The 19,651-nt window shown below is 72.7% G+C and carries 19 protein-coding genes; 11 read left to right on the top strand and 8 right to left on the bottom strand.

Going from position 1 to position 19,651, the window contains the following annotated elements:
- Positions 1-266: 266 nt before the first annotated feature.
- Positions 267-1,466, bottom strand: a complete 1,200-nt coding sequence (locus tag DDW44_RS04165) for a bifunctional adenosylcobinamide kinase/adenosylcobinamide-phosphate guanylyltransferase (protein WP_167455473.1) — start codon at positions 1,464-1,466, stop codon at positions 267-269.
- A 116-nt stretch (positions 1,467-1,582) separates the two neighbouring features.
- Between DDW44_RS04165 and DDW44_RS04160 the strand changes: the two genes are divergently transcribed.
- The gene (locus tag DDW44_RS04160; RefSeq protein ID WP_017949892.1) at positions 1,583-1,789 is read left to right on the top strand and encodes a hypothetical protein; all 207 of its coding nucleotides are present in this window, start codon (positions 1,583-1,585) and stop codon (positions 1,787-1,789) included.
- Between the two features lie 209 nt (positions 1,790-1,998).
- Here the strand turns inward: DDW44_RS04160 and DDW44_RS04155 are convergent, their stop codons facing one another.
- The 3 genes from DDW44_RS04155 to DDW44_RS04145 all read right to left on the bottom strand — a co-directional run bounded on the left by DDW44_RS04155 (position 1,999) and on the right by DDW44_RS04145 (position 5,627).
- Positions 1,999-3,768 carry an ABC transporter ATP-binding protein gene (locus DDW44_RS04155; protein ID WP_108905557.1) on the bottom strand — a complete coding sequence of 590 codons (1,770 nt, stop codon included), beginning with the start codon at positions 3,766-3,768 and terminating at the stop codon, positions 1,999-2,001.
- Between the two features lie 285 nt (positions 3,769-4,053).
- Positions 4,054-4,764 (bottom strand): class I SAM-dependent methyltransferase, encoded by a 711-nt coding sequence (locus tag DDW44_RS04150; protein ID WP_108905556.1) that lies wholly within the window; start codon positions 4,762-4,764, stop codon positions 4,054-4,056.
- Between the two features lie 266 nt (positions 4,765-5,030).
- Positions 5,031-5,627 (bottom strand): DUF3043 domain-containing protein, encoded by a 597-nt coding sequence (locus DDW44_RS04145; RefSeq protein WP_026282093.1) that lies wholly within the window; start codon positions 5,625-5,627, stop codon positions 5,031-5,033.
- Between the two features lie 18 nt (positions 5,628-5,645).
- Between DDW44_RS04145 and DDW44_RS04140 the strand changes: the two genes are divergently transcribed.
- The 5 genes from DDW44_RS04140 (at position 5,646) to DDW44_RS04120 (ending at position 9,232) form a co-directional block, all read left to right on the top strand.
- On the top strand, positions 5,646-5,858 hold the full coding sequence (locus DDW44_RS04140; RefSeq protein ID WP_108905555.1) for a hypothetical protein: 213 nt from the start codon (positions 5,646-5,648) through the stop codon (positions 5,856-5,858).
- Between the two features lie 74 nt (positions 5,859-5,932).
- A complete protein-coding gene (locus DDW44_RS04135; RefSeq protein ID WP_078503627.1) occupies positions 5,933-6,727 on the top strand; it encodes a PspA/IM30 family protein in 795 nt (264 codons plus the stop codon).
- A 12-nt stretch (positions 6,728-6,739) separates the two neighbouring features.
- Positions 6,740-7,018, top strand: coding sequence for a PspA-associated protein PspAA (gene pspAA, locus DDW44_RS04130; RefSeq protein WP_017950185.1), 279 nt, complete (start codon positions 6,740-6,742; stop codon positions 7,016-7,018).
- A gap of 265 nt (positions 7,019-7,283) precedes the next feature.
- The gene (locus tag DDW44_RS04125; protein ID WP_108905554.1) at positions 7,284-8,552 is read left to right on the top strand and encodes a sensor histidine kinase; all 1,269 of its coding nucleotides are present in this window, start codon (positions 7,284-7,286) and stop codon (positions 8,550-8,552) included.
- Positions 8,549-9,232: a response regulator gene (locus DDW44_RS04120; RefSeq protein WP_108905553.1), complete on the top strand. Its 684-nt coding sequence runs from the start codon at positions 8,549-8,551 to the stop codon at positions 9,230-9,232. Before DDW44_RS04125 ends, DDW44_RS04120 begins: the two co-directional genes overlap by 4 nt.
- A 366-nt stretch (positions 9,233-9,598) precedes the next feature.
- Here DDW44_RS04120 and nadA read toward each other — a convergent pair whose 3' ends face one another.
- Positions 9,599-10,810, bottom strand: coding sequence for a quinolinate synthase NadA (nadA, locus tag DDW44_RS04115; RefSeq protein ID WP_051093201.1), 1,212 nt, complete (start codon positions 10,808-10,810; stop codon positions 9,599-9,601).
- A gap of 306 nt (positions 10,811-11,116) precedes the next feature.
- On the opposite strand from nadA, the gene DDW44_RS04105 reads away from it, so the two are divergent.
- On the top strand, positions 11,117-11,473 hold the full coding sequence (locus DDW44_RS04105) for a HesB/IscA family protein (protein WP_017950180.1): 357 nt from the start codon (positions 11,117-11,119) through the stop codon (positions 11,471-11,473).
- Between the two features lie 85 nt (positions 11,474-11,558).
- Here DDW44_RS04105 and DDW44_RS04100 read toward each other — a convergent pair whose 3' ends face one another.
- The gene (locus DDW44_RS04100) at positions 11,559-13,061 is read right to left on the bottom strand and encodes a hypothetical protein (protein WP_108905552.1); all 1,503 of its coding nucleotides are present in this window, start codon (positions 13,059-13,061) and stop codon (positions 11,559-11,561) included.
- 118 nt (positions 13,062-13,179) lie between these two features.
- On the bottom strand, positions 13,180-13,410 hold the full coding sequence (locus DDW44_RS04095; RefSeq protein ID WP_108905551.1) for a hypothetical protein: 231 nt from the start codon (positions 13,408-13,410) through the stop codon (positions 13,180-13,182).
- A gap of 129 nt (positions 13,411-13,539) precedes the next feature.
- On the opposite strand from DDW44_RS04095, the gene DDW44_RS04090 reads away from it, so the two are divergent.
- Positions 13,540-14,514, top strand: coding sequence for a carbohydrate kinase family protein (locus tag DDW44_RS04090; protein ID WP_017950177.1), 975 nt, complete (start codon positions 13,540-13,542; stop codon positions 14,512-14,514).
- A 259-nt stretch (positions 14,515-14,773) separates the two neighbouring features.
- Here the strand turns inward: DDW44_RS04090 and DDW44_RS04085 are convergent, their stop codons facing one another.
- Complete coding sequence (locus DDW44_RS04085; protein ID WP_108905550.1) at positions 14,774-16,138, bottom strand: cysteine desulfurase/sulfurtransferase TusA family protein; 1,365 nt, start codon at positions 16,136-16,138, stop codon at positions 14,774-14,776.
- Positions 16,139-16,503: 365 nt separating this feature from the next.
- On the opposite strand from DDW44_RS04085, the gene ctaC reads away from it, so the two are divergent.
- The 3 genes from ctaC to DDW44_RS04070 are packed head-to-tail and all read left to right on the top strand — an operon-like array spanning position 16,504 to position 19,651.
- Positions 16,504-17,508 (top strand): aa3-type cytochrome oxidase subunit II, encoded by a 1,005-nt coding sequence (ctaC, locus tag DDW44_RS04080; RefSeq protein WP_017950175.1) that lies wholly within the window; start codon positions 16,504-16,506, stop codon positions 17,506-17,508.
- Positions 17,505-19,256 carry an aa3-type cytochrome oxidase subunit I gene (ctaD, locus tag DDW44_RS04075; RefSeq protein ID WP_108905549.1) on the top strand — a complete coding sequence of 584 codons (1,752 nt, stop codon included), beginning with the start codon at positions 17,505-17,507 and terminating at the stop codon, positions 19,254-19,256. The genes ctaC and ctaD overlap by 4 nt, the downstream gene beginning before the upstream one ends.
- Positions 19,253-19,651, top strand: a complete 399-nt coding sequence (locus DDW44_RS04070) for a cytochrome c oxidase subunit 4 (RefSeq protein WP_017949886.1) — start codon at positions 19,253-19,255, stop codon at positions 19,649-19,651. Before ctaD ends, DDW44_RS04070 begins: the two co-directional genes overlap by 4 nt.

The raw sequence follows: 19,651 nt of genomic DNA, 5'->3' as shown, positions 1-19,651 counted from the left end.
CCGCGCGGCACCGGCCGTCCGCACCGGCCCCGAAGGCGCCGCAGGTCCCGGAGGGCGAGAGCCCCCGGGCCGACGTCCCCGGAGCCCCCACGGTCCCCCGCGTCCTCACCGTCCGCGGGGTCCCCGCCGTCCCCGCTCTCCCGGTGTCTCCACCGCCCCCACGGTCCTCGGCGTCCCCACCAGCCGCGGGGATTCCCGCCAATGCCGCCAACCGCGGGGATTCCCGCCGACCCCGGCATCCCCCGGGGTTCCCGCCGTCCCCGGCATCACCGCAGCGGCAGCGCCTGCCCCGCCACCATCAGCACCACGTGCTCGCACTCGGCGGCGAACGAGGCGTTCAGACGGCCCAGCTCGTCGCGGAAACGTCGGCCCGAGGCGGTCGCCGGGACGACGCCCGAACCGACCTCGTTGGTCACCGCGACGACCGTGCGGCGCGTGGCGCGCAGGGCCTCCACGAGGGCGGCCGTACGCCGGCGCAGGGCCGTGCGGCCGGACGTCTCCCAGCGCTCGTCGTCCCAGGCGCCCACCTGGTCCATCGCGTCCGTCAGCCACAGCGACAGGCAGTCGATGAGCAGCGGCGGTCCGCTCCCGGCCAGCAGCGGGACGAGGTCGCAGGTCTCCAGGGTCCGCCAGCTCCCCGGCCTGCGCTCCCGGTGGACGGTGATCCGCTCCGCCCACTCGGCGTCGCCGCCCCGCGTCCCGCTCGTCGCCACGTACACCACGTCGGGGAAGGCCTCCAGCCGCCGCTCCGCCTCCAGCGACTTCCCGGACCGCGCACCGCCGGTGACGAGGGTGCGCCGGGGCACGTCCGGCACGTCCTGGTACTCGCCCACGTACAGCGTCGTGCCGTCCGGCACGGTCCGCGCCCCCGAAGCGGCCAGCCGCCGGTCCAGCTCGGGGCCGGGCAGAGCGTCGTGGTCGATGTGGACGGCGATCACGTCGGTCGTCGGACCGACCGCGCCCCTCGCCCGCAGTTTCGCCAGGCCGTCCGGCCGCCCCAGCACGTCGGCCACCACCATGTCGTAGGGGAGGGGGTCGCCGTCCGTGACGCCGGCCGGCGCGCCGCCCGGCGGCAGGTACAGCAGCCGCTCCCCGTCGAGTGACGCCACCTCGTAGCCGGTGCCCGGCGAGTCCAGGGCCACCGCCCGCACCCGGTGACCGCTGATCAGCGTCAGTTCCTGGCCGTCCGGCACCCGCCCGGCCGCCGGCAGCCCGGCCGGCAGTTCCACCGCGGGCCCGCTGTGCGGGTGCGACAGCAGCACCTGCCGTACGCCCACCAGCGAACGGCCCGCGCGGGCGGCCGCGAGTGCGGCACCGGGCGTCAGATCGAGCAGCAGCGCGCCGTCCACGAGCAGGGCCGTCGCGGCGCGGGCCCGGTCGCCGCGGGCGGTGGCGCAGACGGCGCAGGGGCAGTCGGGGCGCGGGAGCCCCGCGGGGGCTCCGGTGCCGAGCAGTGTCAGTTCCACGGTCACGATCTTCCCGCGTCCCCGCGGCGGGTGCGCGCCCGGCTACGCTGCGGGCAGCAAGGTGATCGGCAAGGACGACCGGCACCGCGGTCACGTGGTGGGACCAGGAGGCGCACATGGCATGGACGTGGCGGTTCGAGAAGTCCGACGGGACGGAGGTCCAGCCGGCCGTCGAGCCGGAGGAGTTCAGTACGCAGGGGGACGCCGAGTCCTGGATCGGTGAGGTCTGGCGCGAGCTCCGGGAGGGCGGCGCCGACCAGGTCTTCCTCTACGAGGACGGCGGCCGCGTCTACGGCCCCATGAGCCTGCACGCCGAGGGCTGATCCCGCGGCCGCGGTCACCGCCGCACCCGCACCCGCACCCGCACCCGGGGCCGCAACCGCACCCGGGGCCGCAACCCCATCCGGGGCCGCAACCGCGGCCCGCCGCTCCGCCGACGCGGGGCGGCGGGCCGCGTTCCCCGGGGCAACGGCGTCCGCGGCCCCGTTCCCGCCGACCCGCGCCGGCCTGCCGGCTCGCCGGAGCGCCGTCCTCATCGCGCCGACGACAGGAACTGCGTCGCCGCCAGTTCCCCGTACAGCGGGTCCTCCGCCACCAGCCGCGCGTGGGAGCCGATCGCACGGACCCGCCCGGCGTCCATCACCACGATCCGGTCGGCCAGTGTCACGGTGGAGAGCCGGTGGGCTACCACCAGCACCGTCACCTCGCGGGCGATCTCCGCGACGACGTCCCGGAGCGCCAGTTCGTTGACCGCGTCGAGCTGCGACGTCGCCTCGTCCAGGAGCAGCAGCCGGGGGCGGCGCAGCAGCGCCCGCGCTATCGCCACCCGCTGGCGCTCGCCGCCGGCCAGCTTGGAGCCGCGGTGCCCGACCACCGTCTCCAGCCCGTCGGGCAGCCGGTCCACCAGCCCGTCCAGCCGCGCCCGGACGAGGACGTCCCGGATCTCTTCCTCCGTCGCGCCGGGGGCCGCGAAGACCAGGTTCTCCCGCAGCGTCCCGGCCAGCACCGGTGCGTCCTGCTCCACGTAGCCGATGGCGGCGCGCAGCTCGGTCAGCGGCCAGTCCCGTACGTCCCGCCCGTCGACCACCACCCGTCCGCCGGTCGCCTCGTAGAACCGCTCGACGAGCCCGAAGACCGTCGTCTTGCCCGCTCCCGAGGGACCGACGAAGGCCGTCATGCCCGCGCCGGGAACCTCGAAGGTGACGCCGCGGTGGACGTACGGCAGGTCGTCCCGGTACCGGAAGGACACGTCCTCGAACCGCACGGACGCCGCCTTGCCGGGAGCGCCGGGCCGGGCGGGGCCGGCGCGACGCGGTTCCTCCGTCTCCAGCCGCTCCGTGTCCAGCAACTCCGTCTCCAGCCGCTCCGCCTCCGCGATCCGGGCGACCGCCGCCGAGCCCACCTGGTACTGGGAAGCCGCCTCGACCAGCTCCGTCACCGGCTCGATCAGGTAGAAGAGGTAGAGCAGGAACGCCATCAGCGTGGAGACGGAGATCGCCCCCGACGCGACCCGCGCCCCACCGATCCCGAGCACCGCCAGGAACGACACCTGTACGGCGAGCCCCACCGACGCCCCCGCGACCGACTGCCACTTGGCCGTCCGCACGCCGTACCGCCACGCCCGCCGCGCCGCCGCCTCCACGACGGCGGTCTCGCGCTCCTCGGCACCCGACGCCTTGACCGTACGGAACGCGCCGAACACCCGCTCCAGCACGGTGGAGATCTCCCCGACCGCCTCCTGCGCCCGCTGAGTGGCCCGCGCGATCCTCGGCATCGCCAGCGCGACGGCGCCGCCGACCAGAACGATCACGCCCACGGTGACGCCGAGCAGTACGGCGTCCATGACGGCCATCATCACGAGCGTCGCGACGAAGGAGAGGGACCCGGTGAACGCCGAGACGATCGACTGCGTGGTCACGGCGCGCAGGAGCGTGGTGTCCGAGGTGACCCGGGACATCAGGTCGCCCGGCTGGGTCCGCTCCACCTCCGGCACCCGCAGTCTCAGCAGGCGGCCGATGAGCGTCCGGCGGGCCGCCAGCACGACCGACTCGGCGGTCCGCTCCAGCACATAGGCACCGGCGGCGTGGATCGCCGTGCCGACGACCACGAGCGCGGTGAGCACCAGCAGGATCCCGTTGATGGATTCGCCCGCGCCGAGCCGGTCCACCAGGGCCTTCGCGGCCAGCGGCTGGAGCAGGCCGCCGGCGGCCCCGAGGAGGGCGAGGACGGCCCCGCACGCGACGGTCCAGCGGTGGGGCCGGAAATGGCGGTAGAGCGCCCGGAAGGTCTCGCGGGCGGGCATACGAGGGGTGTCCGTCGTGGACACGTCGGATGTGTTGGCGTTCACGTGGGGAGGGACGCGTCAGCGGCCCCGCCACCTGAGCCGGCACCGGGGCGACCCGACCCGACTCTTGCGGCTAGCGGCCCGGCCCGACCCGAGTCGATCCGGCACCGGCCCGAGTCGAGGCGGTCCGAGTGCCCGCCCGAGGCGCCGACGCCGGTGCCGTTCCGCACCGGTGCCGTTCCGCACCGGCGTCCGTTCCGCCCGTCGGCCCTGCGGCAACCGCAGCGAGGGCCTCGGGTGCCGCTACTGGCCGCGCACTCCGCACAGGTGCAGCAGTGCCGCCACCGAGCGGTACGGGTCCGTCCGGCCCGCGCGGTCCTCGGCCGCCAGCAGCCGGGTGAGTTCGTCCCCGGACGGCGGCTCCACGTCGTCCGGCGCGCCGTCGGTGAAGACCCGCACCCCGTACCAGGCGTGCAGGGGAGCGGCGATCCCGGCCAGGGTCGCCGTCAGCGATGCCAGCCGGTCCCCGCGCACCCGCAGGCCGAGGCGGTTGGTGTAAGTGTCCGTGTCGAAGGCGGTCAGCGCCGCGCTCCAGTCGCCTGCCAGCCCCGGCCGCAACGCCAGCGCGTCCGCGTTCCTCACCAGCAGGGACAGCAGACCGCCCGGGGCCAGCATCCGGGCCAGGCCCGCCAGCATGGCGTCGCGGTCCTCGACGTACATCAGCACGCCGTGGCACAGCACCACGTCGAAGGAGCCGGGCAGGAAGTGCACACCCGTCTCACGGCCGTCGGCCTCGATCGTCCGGAAGCGCTCCCGGATGCCCTCGGGCTCGTGCGCCAGGGCCTCACGGGCGACCTGCAGCATGTCGCGGTCGGACTCCAGGCCGGTGACCCTGTGCCCGGCCCGGGCGAGGCGCAGGGCCTGAGTGCCCTGCCCCATGCCGACGTCGAGAACCCGCAGCCGCTGCCCGACGGGGAACCGGGCGGCCAGCTGCTCGTCGAGCTGCCGTGCCACGAGCTCCTGCCGGACCGTGTTGCGCAGTCCGCCGAGACCCTTGAGCCAGGCGGCGGCGCCGCTGGCGAAGCCGGAGACGTCGCCTCTGCCGGAGGCATCGGACTTCTCCGACTTCGCAGGCCTGTCGGGCCTCTCGGATCGCCCGGGGCTCTCGGGTCGCCCGGGGCTCTCGGGTCGCCCGGGGCTGTCGGATCTCTCGGACTGCTCGGACTGACCGGAGTCCTCGGATTGATCGGCTTGCCCGGACTTCGAGGAGACGCTCGCGCTCAGGGCCGCTCTCCGCGCTTGACCTGGGGCTTGGGCAGCCGCAGCCGGCGCATCTGGAGCGTGCGCATGAGGCCGTAGGCCACCGCGCCGCGCTTCGGCTCGTTCGGGAATCGCTCGTTCAGCTGCTTCTTGAGCCGGATCCAGAGGCCGATCGAGTCGACCACGATCATCACGATCACGCCGAGCCACAGCAGCAGCGCGATGTTCTGCAGCTGGGGCACGCGGATCATGGAGAGCACCAGGATCACCACGGCCAGGGGCAGGAAGAACTCGGCGATGCAGAAGCGCGAGTCCACGAAGTCGCGGACGAAGCGGCGCACCGGACCCTTGTCGCGGACGGGCAGATAGCGCTCGTCGCCACCGGCCAGCGCCTCGCGCTGCCTGGCCAGATCGGCGCGGCGCGCCTCGCGCTGGCGGCGCATGGCCGCCTTGCGGTCGAGGGGAGCCGACTGCGCCCGGCGGCGCTGGGTCTGGGCCTCACTGCGCTTGGGGGTCGGGCGGCCCTTGGGGGCCTCGGGGTCGCGGGGCTGCTTGGAGAGGTCCGCCGTCACCTTGTCGGTGGGGGCCTTCTCTTCCTTGGAACGGCTACGGAACACAAAACACAAGGGTACGGGGTGACGGGCGGCAGCCCCAGCCCCCTGGGGAACGATCCGGCAACGGCGGTCGTCTCCAAGAAGCAGAAGCAGAAGCAGAAGCAGAAGCAGAAGCGGGTACCGTGCGGCACCACCGCGGCCTCCCCTGAAGGCCACCTACTCCTTGCGCGGGAGCGGGGCGGCCCGCAGGTCGTCCTCGGGGATGAGCGCATCGGCGCCCGAACAGTGCGGTAATGGATGCAGGGCCCGTACTGTGGGTTCTGGAGAAGCTGGAGCTGAGTTCCGTCAGAAGGGGGCGCGCGAAGCCCATGAGCGGTGTCATGAAGCGTATGGGGATGATCTTCCGCGCGAAGGCAAACAAGGCCCTCGACCGGGCCGAGGATCCGCGCGAGACCCTCGATTACTCGTACCAGAAACAGCTGGAGCTGCTGCAGAAGGTCCGCCGCGGCGTCGCCGACGTGGCGACCTCCCGCAAGCGCCTGGAACTGCAGCTCAACCAGCTCCAGAGCCAGTCCTCCAAGCTGGAGGACCAGGGCCGCAAGGCGCTGGCGCTCGGCCGCGAGGACCTGGCGCGCGAGGCGCTGTCCCGCCGCGCCGCGCTGCAGCAGCAGGTCACCGATCTGGAGACCCAGCACGAGACGCTCCAGGGCGAGGAGGAGAAGCTCACCCTCGCCGCCCAGCGGCTGCAGGCCAAGGTCGACGCCTTCCGTACCAAGAAGGAGACCATCAAGGCCACGTACACGGCGGCCCAGGCGCAGACCCGGATCGGCGAGGCGTTCTCCGGAATCTCCGAGGAGATGGGCGACGTGGGTCTGGCGATCCAGCGCGCCGAGGACAAGACCGCCCAGCTGCAGGCGAGGGCCGGAGCCATCGACGAGCTCCTCGCGTCCGGTGCGCTGGACGACCCGACCGGGATGGCGAAGGACGACATCGCGGCGGAGCTGGACCGCATCTCCGGAGGCACGGACGTCGAGCTGGAGCTGCAGCGGATGAAGGCCGAGCTGGCCGGGGGCACCTCCCAGCAGGCCATCGAGGGTGGCGACGCCTCTGCGGCGCAGGATCAGGCCGAGGGCAGCACCCGCCACAAGTTCGACAAGCAGTAGGGACGGCGCGTCATGATCGTACGGATCATGGGGGAGGGGCAGTGGACCCTGGAGGACAGCCACTTCGACGAGCTGAACAAGCTCGACGACGAGCTGCTCGCCGAGATGGAGACGGGTGACGCGGAAGGCTTCCGCCGCACCCTGTGCGCCCTGCTCGACGAGGTGCGCCGCTGCGGGGCACCGCTCGCGGACGACGCCCTGGAGCCCTCCGAGCTGATCCTGCCCTCCCCTGACGCGACGCTCGACGAGGTCCGCGCCATGCTCAGCGACGACGGCCTCATCCCGGGCTGAGCCCGGCCCCGGTTCCCGCCCGCCGGCCCCGGCCCGCACCCGGACGACGCTCCGGGCGGGCCGCGTCACCGGCGGTCTCCCGACCGGCCCGGCCCTTTCCGGAGGTCCGGGCCGCCGCTCCGGCCGCCGGGCGTGCCGCGTCCCACCGACGTGGTCCCACCCCGACGCGGTCCCTTCCGGGCGTGGTCCCTTCCCGGGGCGGACTCGGCCCGTGTCCCGCCGCGGCCCGTGTCCCGCCGCGGCCGACCCCGTACCGTTGCCTGACGTGACCGCACCCCTGACCGCAATCAGCCGGCTCGCGCCGACGCGCTCCTGGCTGAGCGCGCATCCGACGGCGTGCGACGCAGGCCTCGCGGCGGCGGTGCTCGTCTGCATGGTCGTCGCGTCGTTCGCCGACCCCCACGGGCCCCACGGGCCGACCTTCGGCACCCGCACGCCCGAGCTCCGCAGTCTGCTGCTGATGGTGACGGCCGCCGGGGCGCTGGTGTTCCGGCGCGACCGCCCCCTGCTCGTGCTCGCGGTCACCGGTGCCGTGTCCGTCGCCGAACTCGTCGCCGGCGACCCGCCCGCGCCCGTCGCGATGTCCGCGGTGGTCGCCCTCTACACGGTCGCGTCCCGCACCGACCGCCCGACGACCTGGCGGGTCGGCCTGCCGACCATGATCGTGCTGACCGGGTCGGCCGTGCTGTTCGGCTCCGCGCCCTGGTACAGCCAGGAGAACCTCGGCCTCTTCGCCTGGACCGGCATGGCGTCCGCCGCGGGCGACGCCGTGCGCAGCCGACGCGCCTTCGTCGACGCCATGCGGGAGCGGGCCGAGCGGGCCGAGCGCACCCGGGAGGAGGAGGCCCGCCGCCGGGTGGCCGAGGAACGGCTGCGGATCGCCCGCGACCTCCACGATGTCGTCGCCCATCACATCGCCCTGGTCAACGTGCAGGCAGGAGTGGCGGCACACGTCATGGACAGGCGTCCCGACCAGGCCAAGGAGGCGCTGTCCCATGTGCGGGAGGCGAGCCGTTCGGCGCTGGACGAGCTGCGGGCCACCGTCGGTCTGCTCCGGCAGTCCGGCGAGCCGGCGGCGCCCACCGAACCCGCGCCGGGACTCGCCGTTCTCGAGCCGCTGCTGGACGGCTTCCGGCGGTCCGGACTGCCGGTCGAGCTGGCCCGTACCGACCGGGGCACCGAGCTCCCCGCCGCCGTCGACCTCGCCGCGTACCGGATCGTCCAGGAGGCGCTCACCAATGTGCGCAAGCACGCCGGGACCGCGGCGAAGGCCGAGGTGAGCGTCGTACGGGTGGGCGGCACCGTGGAGGTCACCGTCCTCGACGACGGCCGTTCCGCCCCGCCGGCGGCTGAGGGCGCTGACGGCGGGCCGGCTGCCGGCGGCGGCAGCGGCGGTCACGGACTGATCGGCATGCGCGAGCGCGTCACCGCCCTCGGCGGCACCCTGACCGCGGGCCCCCGCTACGGAGGCGGCTTCCGGGTGCAGGCGATACTGCCGGTCAAGGCGCGCACGAAGGGGGACGTGGACCGATGACCATCAGGGTGCTGCTCGCCGACGACCAGGCTCTGCTGCGCAGCGCGTTCAGGGTGCTGGTGGACTCCGAGCCCGACATGGAGGTCGTGGGGGAGGCAGCGGACGGCGCCGAGGCCGTGGAGCTCGCCCGCTCGGCCCGTCCCGACGTCGTCCTCATGGACATCCGGATGCCCGGTACGGACGGTCTCGCCGCCACCCGGATGATCAGCGCCGACCCCGCACTCGCCGAGGTCCGGGTGGTGATGCTGACGACGTTCGAGGCGGACGAGTACGTCGTGCAGTCGTTGCGGGCCGGGGCCTCCGGCTTCCTCGGCAAGGGAGCGGAACCCGGGGACATGCTGAACGCCGTCCGGATCGCCGCCGCCGGTGACGCCCTGCTCTCGCCCGCGGCCACCAAGGGCCTCATCGCCGAGTTCCTGGCCCAGGGCGGGGGCCCGGGGCGCCCGGACTCCGAGCCGTACGCGGAGCGGCTGGCCGCGCTGACGGGCCGGGAGCGCGAGGTCCTCGTCCTCGTCGCCGGCGGGCACCCCAACGACGAGATCGCCGGCCGGCTGGAGGTCAGCCCGCTCACCGTCAAGACGCATGTGAACCGTGCCATGGCGAAGCTCGGCGCCCGCGACCGGGCGCAACTGGTGGTCATCGCGTACGAATCGGGCCTGGTACGCCCCGGAGTGGACTGACGGTCCCACCCGGTCCGGTACGCCCCGGAGTGGATTGGCGCTCCCCACCCGGCGGCACTCCTCGCGGAATGCTCCGAGGCCCGAGGCCCGAGGCCCGCGGTCGGCGGCCCGAGGTCTGCGGCCTGCGGTCCGCGACCGGGCCCGGGCGACCCGGCGGACCGGCCTCCGGGCCTCAGGCGCCCGTGGCCCCGTGCGGGAGACGCCTTCGCCGCGGTGCGCCTCACGCCCCGGAGCCCGGATCCGCACGGGCGGATCTCCCGCACGGGCGGATCTCCCGCCGAGGCGGGGGACGCCGTCGCCCCGGCACCAGGTGGCCGGGTGCCGGGGCGACGCGCGGACCCGCGCACGCGGGCGGGACCGCCGGGGTCAGGGAAGCGCCAGCATGCGCTCCAGGGCCAGCTTGGCGAAGCTCTCCGTCTCGGAGTCGACCTGGATCCGGTTGACCAGGTTCCCCTCCGCCAGCGACTCCAGCGCCCACACCAGGTGCGGCAGGTCGATCCGGTTCATCGTCGAGCAGAAGCAGACCGTCTTGTCGAGGAAGACGATCTCCTTGCCCTCCGGGGCGAAACGGTTCGCCAGGCGGCGTACCAGGTTCAGCTCGGTGCCGATCGCCCACGCGGAACCGGCGGGGGCGGCCTCCAGCGTCTTGATGATGTACTCCGTGGAGCCCACGTAGTCGGCCGCGGCGACGACCTCGTGTTTGCACTCGGGGTGGACCAGGACGTTCACACCCGGGATGCGCGCGCGGACGTCGTTGACGGAGTCCAGCGAGAAGCGGCCGTGCACCGAGCAGTGGCCGCGCCACAGGATCATCTTCGCGTCGCGCAGCTGCTCGGCGGTGAGTCCGCCGTTCGGCCGGTGCGGGTTGTAGACGACGCAGTCGTCGAGGGACATGCCCATGTCGCGGACCGCCGTGTTCCGACCGAGGTGCTGGTCGGGCAGGAAGAGGACCTTCTCGCCCTGCTCGAAGGCCCAGTCCAGCGCGCGCTTGGCGTTCGAGGACGTACAGATGGTGCCGCCGTGCTTGCCGGTGAACGCCTTGATGTCCGCGGAGGAGTTCATGTACGAGACGGGTACGGTCCGCTCCGCGACGCCCGCCTCGGTGAGGACGTCCCAGCACTCGGCGACCTGCTCGGCCGTGGCCATGTCGGCCATCGAGCAGCCGGCGGCGAGGTCGGGCAGGACGACCTTCTGGTCGTCGCCGGTGAGGATGTCCGCCGACTCGGCCATGAAGTGCACACCGCAGAAGACGATGTACTCGGCCTCCGGCCGGGCCGCCGCGTCCCTCGCGAGCTTGAAGGAGTCGCCGGTGACGTCCGCGAACTGGATGACCTCGTCGCGCTGGTAGTGGTGACCGAGCACGAACACCTTGTCGCCGAGCTTCTCCTTCGCCGCGCGGGCGCGCTCCACCAGGTCCGGGTCGGACGGGGAGGGAAGGTCGCCGGGGCACTCGACGCCCCGCTCGCTCCTGGGGTCGGCCTCGCGGCCGAGCAGCAGCAGCGCGAGCGGCGTCGGCTGGACATCCTGGGGGCCCCCTGCTGCGTCCGGCGCAGTGAGGGAGGGCTGGGCGGTGGTCACGTCACGCACCCTTTCTACTCTTCGATCGGGGCGGCGGAGCCGCTTCCGGTGGCTCTCCGGGGTGCACCGGAAGGCCTTTTCGTCTATTTGACGCTATCTATCATAACCGCTTCACGTCACGTTGACGATGTCCATAGTGTCGATGTGACGCAATTCCCGGTGCCGGGCCGTCCACTGGTCGATGACCCGGAGGGAGGGCATGTGCGAGCATGAAAGGGAAAGCCAGGGCCGGTCCGGAATGAATCCGGAGCCCAGCCGGTTGCCAACGTCGGCAAGCAGTGTCCGTACAACCCGGGAGAGAAGCAGATGTCCGTATCGGACGAGACCACCACCGTGAGCGACGGCATCCTCCTGTCCGACGCCGCCGCGGCCAAGGTGAAGGCCCTGCTGGAGCAGGAGGGCCGGGACGACCTGGCGCTGCGCGTCGCGGTTCAGCCCGGCGGCTGCTCCGGCCTGCGCTACCAGCTCTTCTTCGACGAGCGCTCGCTCGACGGCGACGTCGTCAAGGAGTTCGACGGGGTCAGGGTCGTCACCGACCGCATGAGCGCGCCGTACCTCGGTGGGGCGTCCATCGACTTCGTCGACACGATCGAGAAGCAGGGCTTCACGATCGACAACCCGAACGCGACGGGCTCCTGCGCCTGCGGCGACTCCTTCAGCTGAGCCGCCGGACCGGCCGAGCCGCCGGACGCCGGAGGGCGGTGACCCCGACCCGGGGTCACCGCCCTCCGGCGTCCGGACCCCCTGCTCACTTGCGGGGCACGGCGTCGCCGCTCTCGACGTCGACCACGGTGCGGTCGCCGAGCGGCTCGTCCAGCGTGACCTTCTCCGTCAGCTCCTTGGCGATCAGGATGCAGACCCGTCCGGGATCCGGCCGGGACTCGATGATCCTCACCTTCACCTCGGTGCCCGTCTCCTCCGCCTCCGCCGAGTAGGAGCTGCACACCCCGCCCCAGAAGCGCAGCGTCAGGGTGCGTCCGTCCTTCGCCACGGCGTACGACTCCACGGACCGGACCGAGGTCTCCGGGAGCTTCGAGGCGTCGGGCGGGGAGGGCACGGCGGTGGCTGACGGCACGGGCGGCTGCCCGGCGGCGGACTTCAGGTACTCCGGCGCCACGGCGGGATGGACGACCGTGGAGCCCGGCGCCCCGGTCTTCGACTCCGTCGCGAACAGCCACGAGGGAACGAGGGCGGGCCGCCCCTCCAGTGAGTGCACCGCCAGCCCGAACTCGGCTCCGGTGACCTTCACCACCTCGGCGGGCACCGGCGAGCCGCTCTCCGGCTCGCACGGCGCGGCCGGCTTCCCCTCGGCCAGCGGCCCGGGCGTCGCGCACCCCCCGATGCCGACCCGGCCGCCGCCCCCGCGTTCCGCGTTCAGCCGCTTCAGCGCCTCCTCGGCACCGACCACCGGGTACTCCGGGCCCGCGGCCGGCTCCACCAGCTGCCCGCTGCCGTTCCCGACCGTGCCGTCGGCGGCCACATGGACGCTGGTGGACCAGCCGTACGTCGGCAGACCGCCGACCAGTGGGTCGGCGCGCACGACCCGGTACGCACCCAGCACCTGCTTCGCGTCCAGCCTCGCGTCGCCCAGCCCCAGCGCCGCCAGCACGGGGGCGGCCGCCCTCTTCGCGGCCGCCTCGCCCACCGTGGGCACATCCGGCGGCCGGGACGCGGCCGGGCCGGTCGCGGCGGGATCGCAGACGTCCCTGCCCTTGACGCAGTCGTCGCCCTTCGGCGGACCGAAGGCGCTGAACGTCCACGTACCCGGGGCCTGCCGGTTCACCTGCAGCAACGGCCCGCCGGCGTCCCCGTCCGCACCGGACTTCCACACCTCGCCCTGCAGGCGCGGTTCCCCCGGCACACCGAGTGCCTCGGCCAGCGCCTCGACCTGCGCCTTGCCGACGGTCCCGTTCACCCTGTGCAGGCGGGCGGAGCCGGGGCCGTCCGGGAGCTCGCCCTGCGCCCGGTACTCCACGCCGTAGGGTCCGGGCTCTCCGGCGGCGATGCCCGTGACGCCGTCGAGCGCCAGCGGCGGGGGCTTGGGGTCGGTCCCCGGTGCGGCGCCCCCACCCCCACCGCCCGCGCCGTCAAGGGCGGTCGTGGCGAACCAGGCCCCGCCGCCCCCCGCGACCAGGACCGCGGCGGCCACGGACGCGACGGCCAGCGGGGACCGCCGAAGGCGGCGGACCGCGCCGCCCTCGGGGCCTCCGGCGCCGTCGGCGCTGTTCTGGGGGCGCTCTGTGCTGCTCACCGCATCGCTCCTTCGGACGGTCCCGGTTCATCGGGGGCATCCATGGGACGGAGTGGGGGAGCGCGCGGTTCCCGGAATGCGCCGTGTGAGGGAACGGAGGAGCGCGTGGGGGCGCGTGTCAGTCTCCGTACACGGACATCGAGCCGACCAGCCGCGCGGAGGCGGGGGAGACGACGATCCCGTGGATCAGCGAGGGGGGCACCGGGGCGGCCGTGGCCATCGGCGGCACCACCCAGTGCGGCGCCATCCGCGCGCTGTCGCCGCGCAGCTCCGCCAGGCTGATGTCGATCTGCCCGAGCCCGGCCGGGCGGCGCTCGTGGAGGGTGAGGTACGACAAGGGGTTCGGCATACCGGCACCGTACGCAGGGTAATGCTGAGGCAAAAGCCCTACTATCGGGTAGTTTCCGTACTTCAGAGGGCCCGGGTTAACCGGTAGCGTTAACCGTCAACTCCGCCTCCCCTCCAGGAGCACTCAGCCGTGCGAATCGCAGTCACCGGCTCCATCGCCACCGACCATCTGATGACCTTCCCCGGCCGCTTCGCCGACCAGCTGGTCGCGGATCAGCTGCACACGGTCTCCCTCTCCTTCCTCGTGGACAACCTCGATGTGCGCAGGGGAGGGGTCGGCGCCAACATCTGCTTCGGGATGGGCCAGCTCGGCACCAACCCGGTCCTGGTCGGAGCGGCGGGCTCCGACTTCGACGAGTACCGCGCCTGGCTCGACCGGCACGGCGTCGACACCGCGTCCGTGCGGATCTCCGAGGTGCTGCACACCGCGCGCTTCGTCTGCACGACCGACGCCGACCACAACCAGATCGGCTCCTTCTACACGGGCGCGATGAGCGAGGCGCGCCTGATCGAGCTGAAGTCGGTCGCGGACCGCGTCGGCGGCCTGGACCTGGTGCTGATCGGCGCCGACGACCCCGAGGCGATGCTGCGGCACACGGAGGAGTGCCGGTCCCGGGGCATCCCGTTCGCCGCGGACTTCTCGCAGCAGATCGCGCGGATGAACGGCGACGAGATCCGGATACTGCTGGACGGGGCGACCTACCTCTTCTCCAACGAGTACGAGAAGGGGCTCATCGAGTCGAAGACCGGCTGGACCGACGAGGAGATCCTGGAGCGCGTCGGCCACCGCGTCACCACGCTCGGCTCGCGCGGTGTGCGCATCGAGCACAGGTCCGAGCCCTCGATCGAGGTCGGCTGCCCCGAGGAGGAGTCCAAGGTGGACCCGACGGGCGTCGGCGACGCGTTCCGCGCGGGCTTCCTCTCCGGCCTGACCTGGGGCGTCGGCCCGGAACGCGCCGCCCAGGTGGGCTGCATGCTCGCGACGCTGGTGATCGAGACGCTCGGCACCCAGGAGTACACCCTGCGCCGCGCCCACTTCATGGACCGCTTCACCAAGGCGTACGGCCACGACGCGGCGTCCGACGTCCGGGCCCACCTGTCCTGACCCTGGCCCACCTGTCCCGGCCCGGGCCCACCCGCCCCGGGCCGGGCCCTGCGCCACGCCGAACCCGGGTCCTGCGCCGCGCGGACGCCGCGCCCCGCGGGGCCCGGCGTTCCGCGGGTCCTCGGGTCCGGGGACCCCGACGTTGCGCGTACCGCCGGGTGCGATGCCCACCGTCCCGCCGCGCCGGGCCGCCCCGCCCTCCGCACGCCGGGCCCGGTTCGCGCACCCGCGCACCCGCTCCCCGCCGCAGGGCGGGCCGTCAGCCGCGGCGACGCACCACGTACGCGGTCCCCACCGGCGCCGGGGACTCCCCGACGTACTCCTGGTCGCGCATCCCGCACCAGGCGGGGATGTCCAGCCGGGCCGCCTCGTCGTCGGCGAGGACGGTGACCGTGCCGCCGACCGGTACGTCTCCGATGACCTTGGCGAGCTCGATGACGGGGACGGGACAGCGCTTGCCGAGGGCGTCCACCACCAGGGACCCGGACCCGGTGGACGTCCCCCCGGCCGCCGGGGCGCCCAGCCGGCCGCGGACGCCGGCGACGATCCCGGGCAGCACCTCCAGAAAGCGGTCGACGTCCTCCTCCGCGGTGCCCGTCGGCAGGGACACCCGCACATTGCCCTCGCTCAGGACGCCCATCGCCCGCAGCACATGGCTGGGGGTGAGCGTCGAGCTGGTGCAGGACGAGCCCGACGAGACCGAGAAGCCCGCCCGGTCCAGCTCGTGCAGCACCGTCTCCCCGTCGACGTACAGACAGGAGAAGGTGACGAGATGGGGCAGCCGGCGCACCGGGTCGCCGACCACCTCGACGTCCGGCACCAGCTCCGGGACCCGGGTGCGGATCCGGTCCACCAGCTCACGCAGCCGCCGGGCCTCCGTCTCGGCGGAGTCCCGCACGGCCCGCAGCGACGCCGCGGCCGCCACGATCGCCGGGATGTTCTCGAAGCCCGGGGCGCGCCCCGACTCCCGTTCGTCCGCGGGGTCCTGCGGGGCGAAACGGACGCCCTTGCGGACCGCGAGGAGCCCCACACCCGCCGGACCGCCCCACTTGTGGGCACTCGCGGTGAGCAGCGACCAGTCCCCGCCGACCGGGCCCCAGCCGAGGGACTGCGCGGCGTCGACGAGCAGCGGCACCCCGGCCGCCCGACAGCGCTCGGCCACCTCGGCGACCGGCTGCTCGGTGCCCACTTCGTGGTTGGCCGACTGCAGGCAGGCGAGGGCGGTGTCCTCACGCAGGGCCTCCCCGAACACGCCCGGTGACACCGCGCCCCAGCGGTCGACGGGCACCTCGGTGACGGGCCGGCCCTCCGCCGCGTGCAGCACGGCGGAGTGCTCGACCGCCGACACGACCAGGTGGCTCCCCGCCCGGCGGCGGCCCGCGAGCGCGCCCGCGATGCCCGAATGGAGGGCACGTGTCCCCGAAGGGGTGAAGACGAGCTCGTCCGGGCGGCAGCCCACGGCGTCCGCCGCCGCCTCCCGGGCCGCGTCCAGCAGCAGCCGCGCCCGGCGGCCCTCGCGGTACAGCCGCGCGGGGTCCGCCCATCCCTCGTCGAGGGACGCCTGGAGCGCCTGCCGGGCGACGGGGTGCAGGGGAGCCGAGGACGCGGCGTCGAAGTAGGGCACGTCCCCACGCTAACGCGCAGGCCCCAAGGAGGCGTCAGAAGGCGTCGGCGGGGGCTCAGTCGGGGCCCGGCCGGGGCCCCGGCCCGGGGGCCGGCGCGTGGCTCGGCCGAGGGTGGGCCCGGGGCTCTTCCGGGGGGCGCCGGAAGGCCTCCGGCCAGGCGCCGCACGGCCTGCGGAACGGTCCGGTCCACCCCTTCGGGTCGAAGGACGGCGCGTTGGGCACCCTCCATGCGTGACCCCAAATAGCGTCCAGTAGGGTTTGGTCCGCATAAACATCCAAACCCCTGCCCGCGTCAGGGAGCGGCGACCGACCAGCGTGACGGCCGGGGCCGGCCGCGCGGGCGAGACTCTCGGGAAGGCGCTACGTGAGTCCCAACGGCTCCGACCTCCCCCACCGCCCGAACGGCGGGGGCGGTACCCCCATGTCGCGGCGCCCGATGCGGCGGAAGCTGCCGCAGGTGCTGACGGCGGGCTTGATCGTGGCAACCGCCACCGGTTGCTCCCCCACCTGGGAGGACTTCCCCCGCCTCGGTATGCCCACCCCCGTCACGGAGGAGGCTCCCCGGATCCTCTCCCTCTGGCAGGGCTCGTGGGCGGCTGCCCTCGCCGTGGGCGTGCTGGTGTGGGGTCTGATCCTGTGGAGCGTCATCTTCCACCGGCGCAGCCGGACCAAGGTCGAGGTTCCCCCGCAGACCCGGTACAACATGCCCATCGAGGCGCTGTACACCGTGGTCCCGCTCATCATCGTCTCGGTGCTGTTCTACTTCACCGCTCGTGACGAGTCGAAGCTCCTGGCTCTCTCCGACAAGCCGGCCCACACCGTCAACGTGGTCGGCTACCAGTGGAGCTGGGGCTTCAACTACCTCGAGGACGTGGACGGGAACCCGGCCACCGGCGATGCCGCGGCCCAGAAGGAACTGAACGCGATTCCGGACAAGTACACCAACGACTTCCCCAAGGGTGCCGAGGGCGTCTACGACGCCGGCATCCCGGGCACCCGGAACCCGCAGACCGGCAACCCCGGCCCCACGCTGTGGCTGCCGAAGGGCGAGAAGGTCCGCTTCATCCTCACGTCCCGGGACGTCATCCACTCCTTCTGGGTGGTCCCCTTCCTGTTCAAGCAGGACGTCATCCCGGGTCACACCAACGTCTTCGAGGTCACTCCGAACCAGGAGGGCACCTTCCTCGGCAAGTGCGCCGAACTCTGCGGTGTCGACCACTCCCGGATGCTCTTCAACGTCAAGGTCGTCTCCCCGGAGCGCTACCAGCAGCACCTGAAGGAGCTGGCCGAGAAGGGGCAGACCGGCTTCATCCCGTCGGGCATCGCGCAGTCTGACCCGGCCCGGAATGCGGAGAAGAACCAACTGTGAGCATCCTCAACGAACCCCAGGGTGCCGCGGCGGAAGGCGCCTCGCGTACCGACGCGTACGAGAACGAGCTCCCCGTCCGGCGCCGGCAGCCCGGCAACGTGGTCGTGAAGTGGCTCACCACCACCGACCACAAGACGATCGGCACGCTCTACCTGGCGACCTCGTTCTTCTTCTTCTGCATCGGCGGCGTCATGGCGCTCTTCATGCGCGCCGAGCTGGCCCGTCCGGGCACGCAGATCATGTCGAACGAGCAGTTCAACCAGGCGTTCACGATGCACGGCACCGTGATGCTGCTGATGTTCGCGACGCCGCTGTTCGCCGGTTTCGCCAACTGGATCATGCCGCTGCAGATCGGCGCGCCCGATGTGGCGTTCCCGCGGCTGAACATGTTCGCGTACTGGCTGTACCTCTTCGGCTCGCTCATCGCGGTGGGCGGCTTCCTCACCCCCAACGGTGCGGCGGACTTCGGCTGGTTCGCCTACTCCCCGCTCTCGGACGCGGTCCGGTCGCCGGGCGTCGGCGCCGATCTGTGGATCATGGGTCTGGCCTTCTCCGGCTTCGGCACGATCCTCGGCTCGGTCAACTTCATCACCACGATCATCTGCATGCGCGCCCCCGGCATGACGATGTTCCGCATGCCGATCTTCACCTGGAACGTGCTGCTGACCGGTGTGCTGGTCCTGCTGGCCTTCCCGGTGCTGGCCGCGGCCCTGTTCGCGCTGGAGGCCGACCGCAAGTTCGGCGCCCACATCTTCGACGCCTCCAACGGCGGCGCCCTGTTGTGGCAGCACCTCTTCTGGTTCTTCGGCCATCCCGAGGTGTACATCATCGCGCTGCCGTTCTTCGGCATCGTCTCGGAGATCATCCCGGTCTTCAGCCGCAAGCCGATGTTCGGCTACATCGGCCTGGTGGCCGCGACGATCGCGATCGCCGGCCTGTCCGTGACGGTGTGGGCCCACCACATGTACGTCACCGGCGGAGTGCTGCTGCCGTTCTTCTCCTTCATGACCTTCCTTATCGCGGTACCGACCGGTGTGAAGTTCTTCAACTGGATCGGCACCATGTGGAAGGGCTCGCTGTCCTTCGAGACCCCGATGCTCTGGACGATCGGCTTCCTGATCACCTTCACCTTCGGTGGTCTGACCGGCGTCATCCTGGCCTCGCCCCCGATGGACTTCCACGTCTCCGACTCGTACTTCGTCGTCGCGCACTTCCACTACGTCGTGTTCGGCACCGTGGTCTTCGCGATGTTCGCCGGATTCCACTTCTGGTGGCCGAAGTTCACCGGCAAGATGCTCGACGAGCGCCTCGGCAAGATCACCTTCTGGACGCTGTTCATCGGCTTCCACGGCACGTTCCTGGTCCAGCACTGGCTGGGGGCCGAGGGCATGCCGCGCCGCTACGCCGACTACCTGGCCGCCGACGGCTTCACCGCGCTGAACACCATCTCGACCATCAGCTCGTTCCTGCTCGGCCTGTCGATCCTCCCGTTCTGCTACAACGTGTGGAAGACCGCCAAGTACGGCGAGAAGATCGAGGTGGACGACCCGTGGGGCTACGGCCGCTCGCTCGAATGGGCGACGTCCTGCCCGCCGCCGCGGCACAACTTCCTCACCCTGCCGCGGATCCGCTCCGAATCCCCGGCCTTCGATCTGCACCACCCGGAGATCGCGGCTCTCGACCAGCTCGACCAGCTCGACCACGCCGGTCACGGTGCCATCACCGCTGACAAGGAGGCCGGCAAGTGAAGATCCAAGGCAGGATGTTCATCTGGCTGAGCGTCTTCATCCTCGCCATGGCCATCCTCTACGGCGTGTGGTCGAAGGAGCCGGCCGGTACGACGGCGCTGTTCCTGGCGTTCGGCCTGAGCATCATGATCGGCTACTACCTGGCCTTCACGGCCCGGCGGGTCGACGCGATGGCGCAGGACGACAAGGAGGCCGACGTCGCGGACGAGGCCGGTGAGGTCGGCTTCTTCTCGCCGCACAGCTGGCAGCCGCTGTCGCTCGCGGCGGGCGGCGCACTGGCCTTCCTGTCCGTGGCGATGGGCTGGTGGATCATGTACTTCTCGGCTCCGCTGATCCTGGTCGGCGTCTTCGGCTGGGTCTTCGAGTACTACCGCGGAGAGAACCAGAACCAGTAG

The organism is Streptomyces tirandamycinicus (genome assembly GCF_003097515.1).
Taxonomy (GTDB): Bacteria; Actinomycetota; Actinomycetes; order Streptomycetales; family Streptomycetaceae; genus Streptomyces; species Streptomyces tirandamycinicus.
Note: the sequence above shows the minus strand (reverse complement) of the source record. Positions and strands in the feature narration are given on the sequence as shown.

Bases quoted from the DNA above. Each gene is read 5' to 3' on its own strand.
- pspAA (WP_017950185.1), top strand. From the start codon at position 6,740: ATGATCGTACGGATCATGGGGGAGGGGCAGTGGACCCTGGAGGACAGC.
- DDW44_RS04160 (WP_017949892.1), top strand. From the start codon at position 1,583: ATGGCATGGACGTGGCGGTTCGAGAAGTCCGACGGGACGGAGGTCCAG.
- DDW44_RS04105 (WP_017950180.1), top strand. From the start codon at position 11,117: ATGTCCGTATCGGACGAGACCACCACCGTGAGCGACGGCATCCTCCTG.
- DDW44_RS04135 (WP_078503627.1), top strand. From the start codon at position 5,933: ATGAGCGGTGTCATGAAGCGTATGGGGATGATCTTCCGCGCGAAGGCA.
- DDW44_RS04120 (WP_108905553.1), top strand. From the start codon at position 8,549: ATGACCATCAGGGTGCTGCTCGCCGACGACCAGGCTCTGCTGCGCAGC.
- DDW44_RS04095 (WP_108905551.1), bottom strand. From the start codon at position 13,410: ATGCCGAACCCCTTGTCGTACCTCACCCTCCACGAGCGCCGCCCGGCC.
- DDW44_RS04155 (WP_108905557.1), bottom strand. From the start codon at position 3,768: ATGCCCGCCCGCGAGACCTTCCGGGCGCTCTACCGCCATTTCCGGCCC.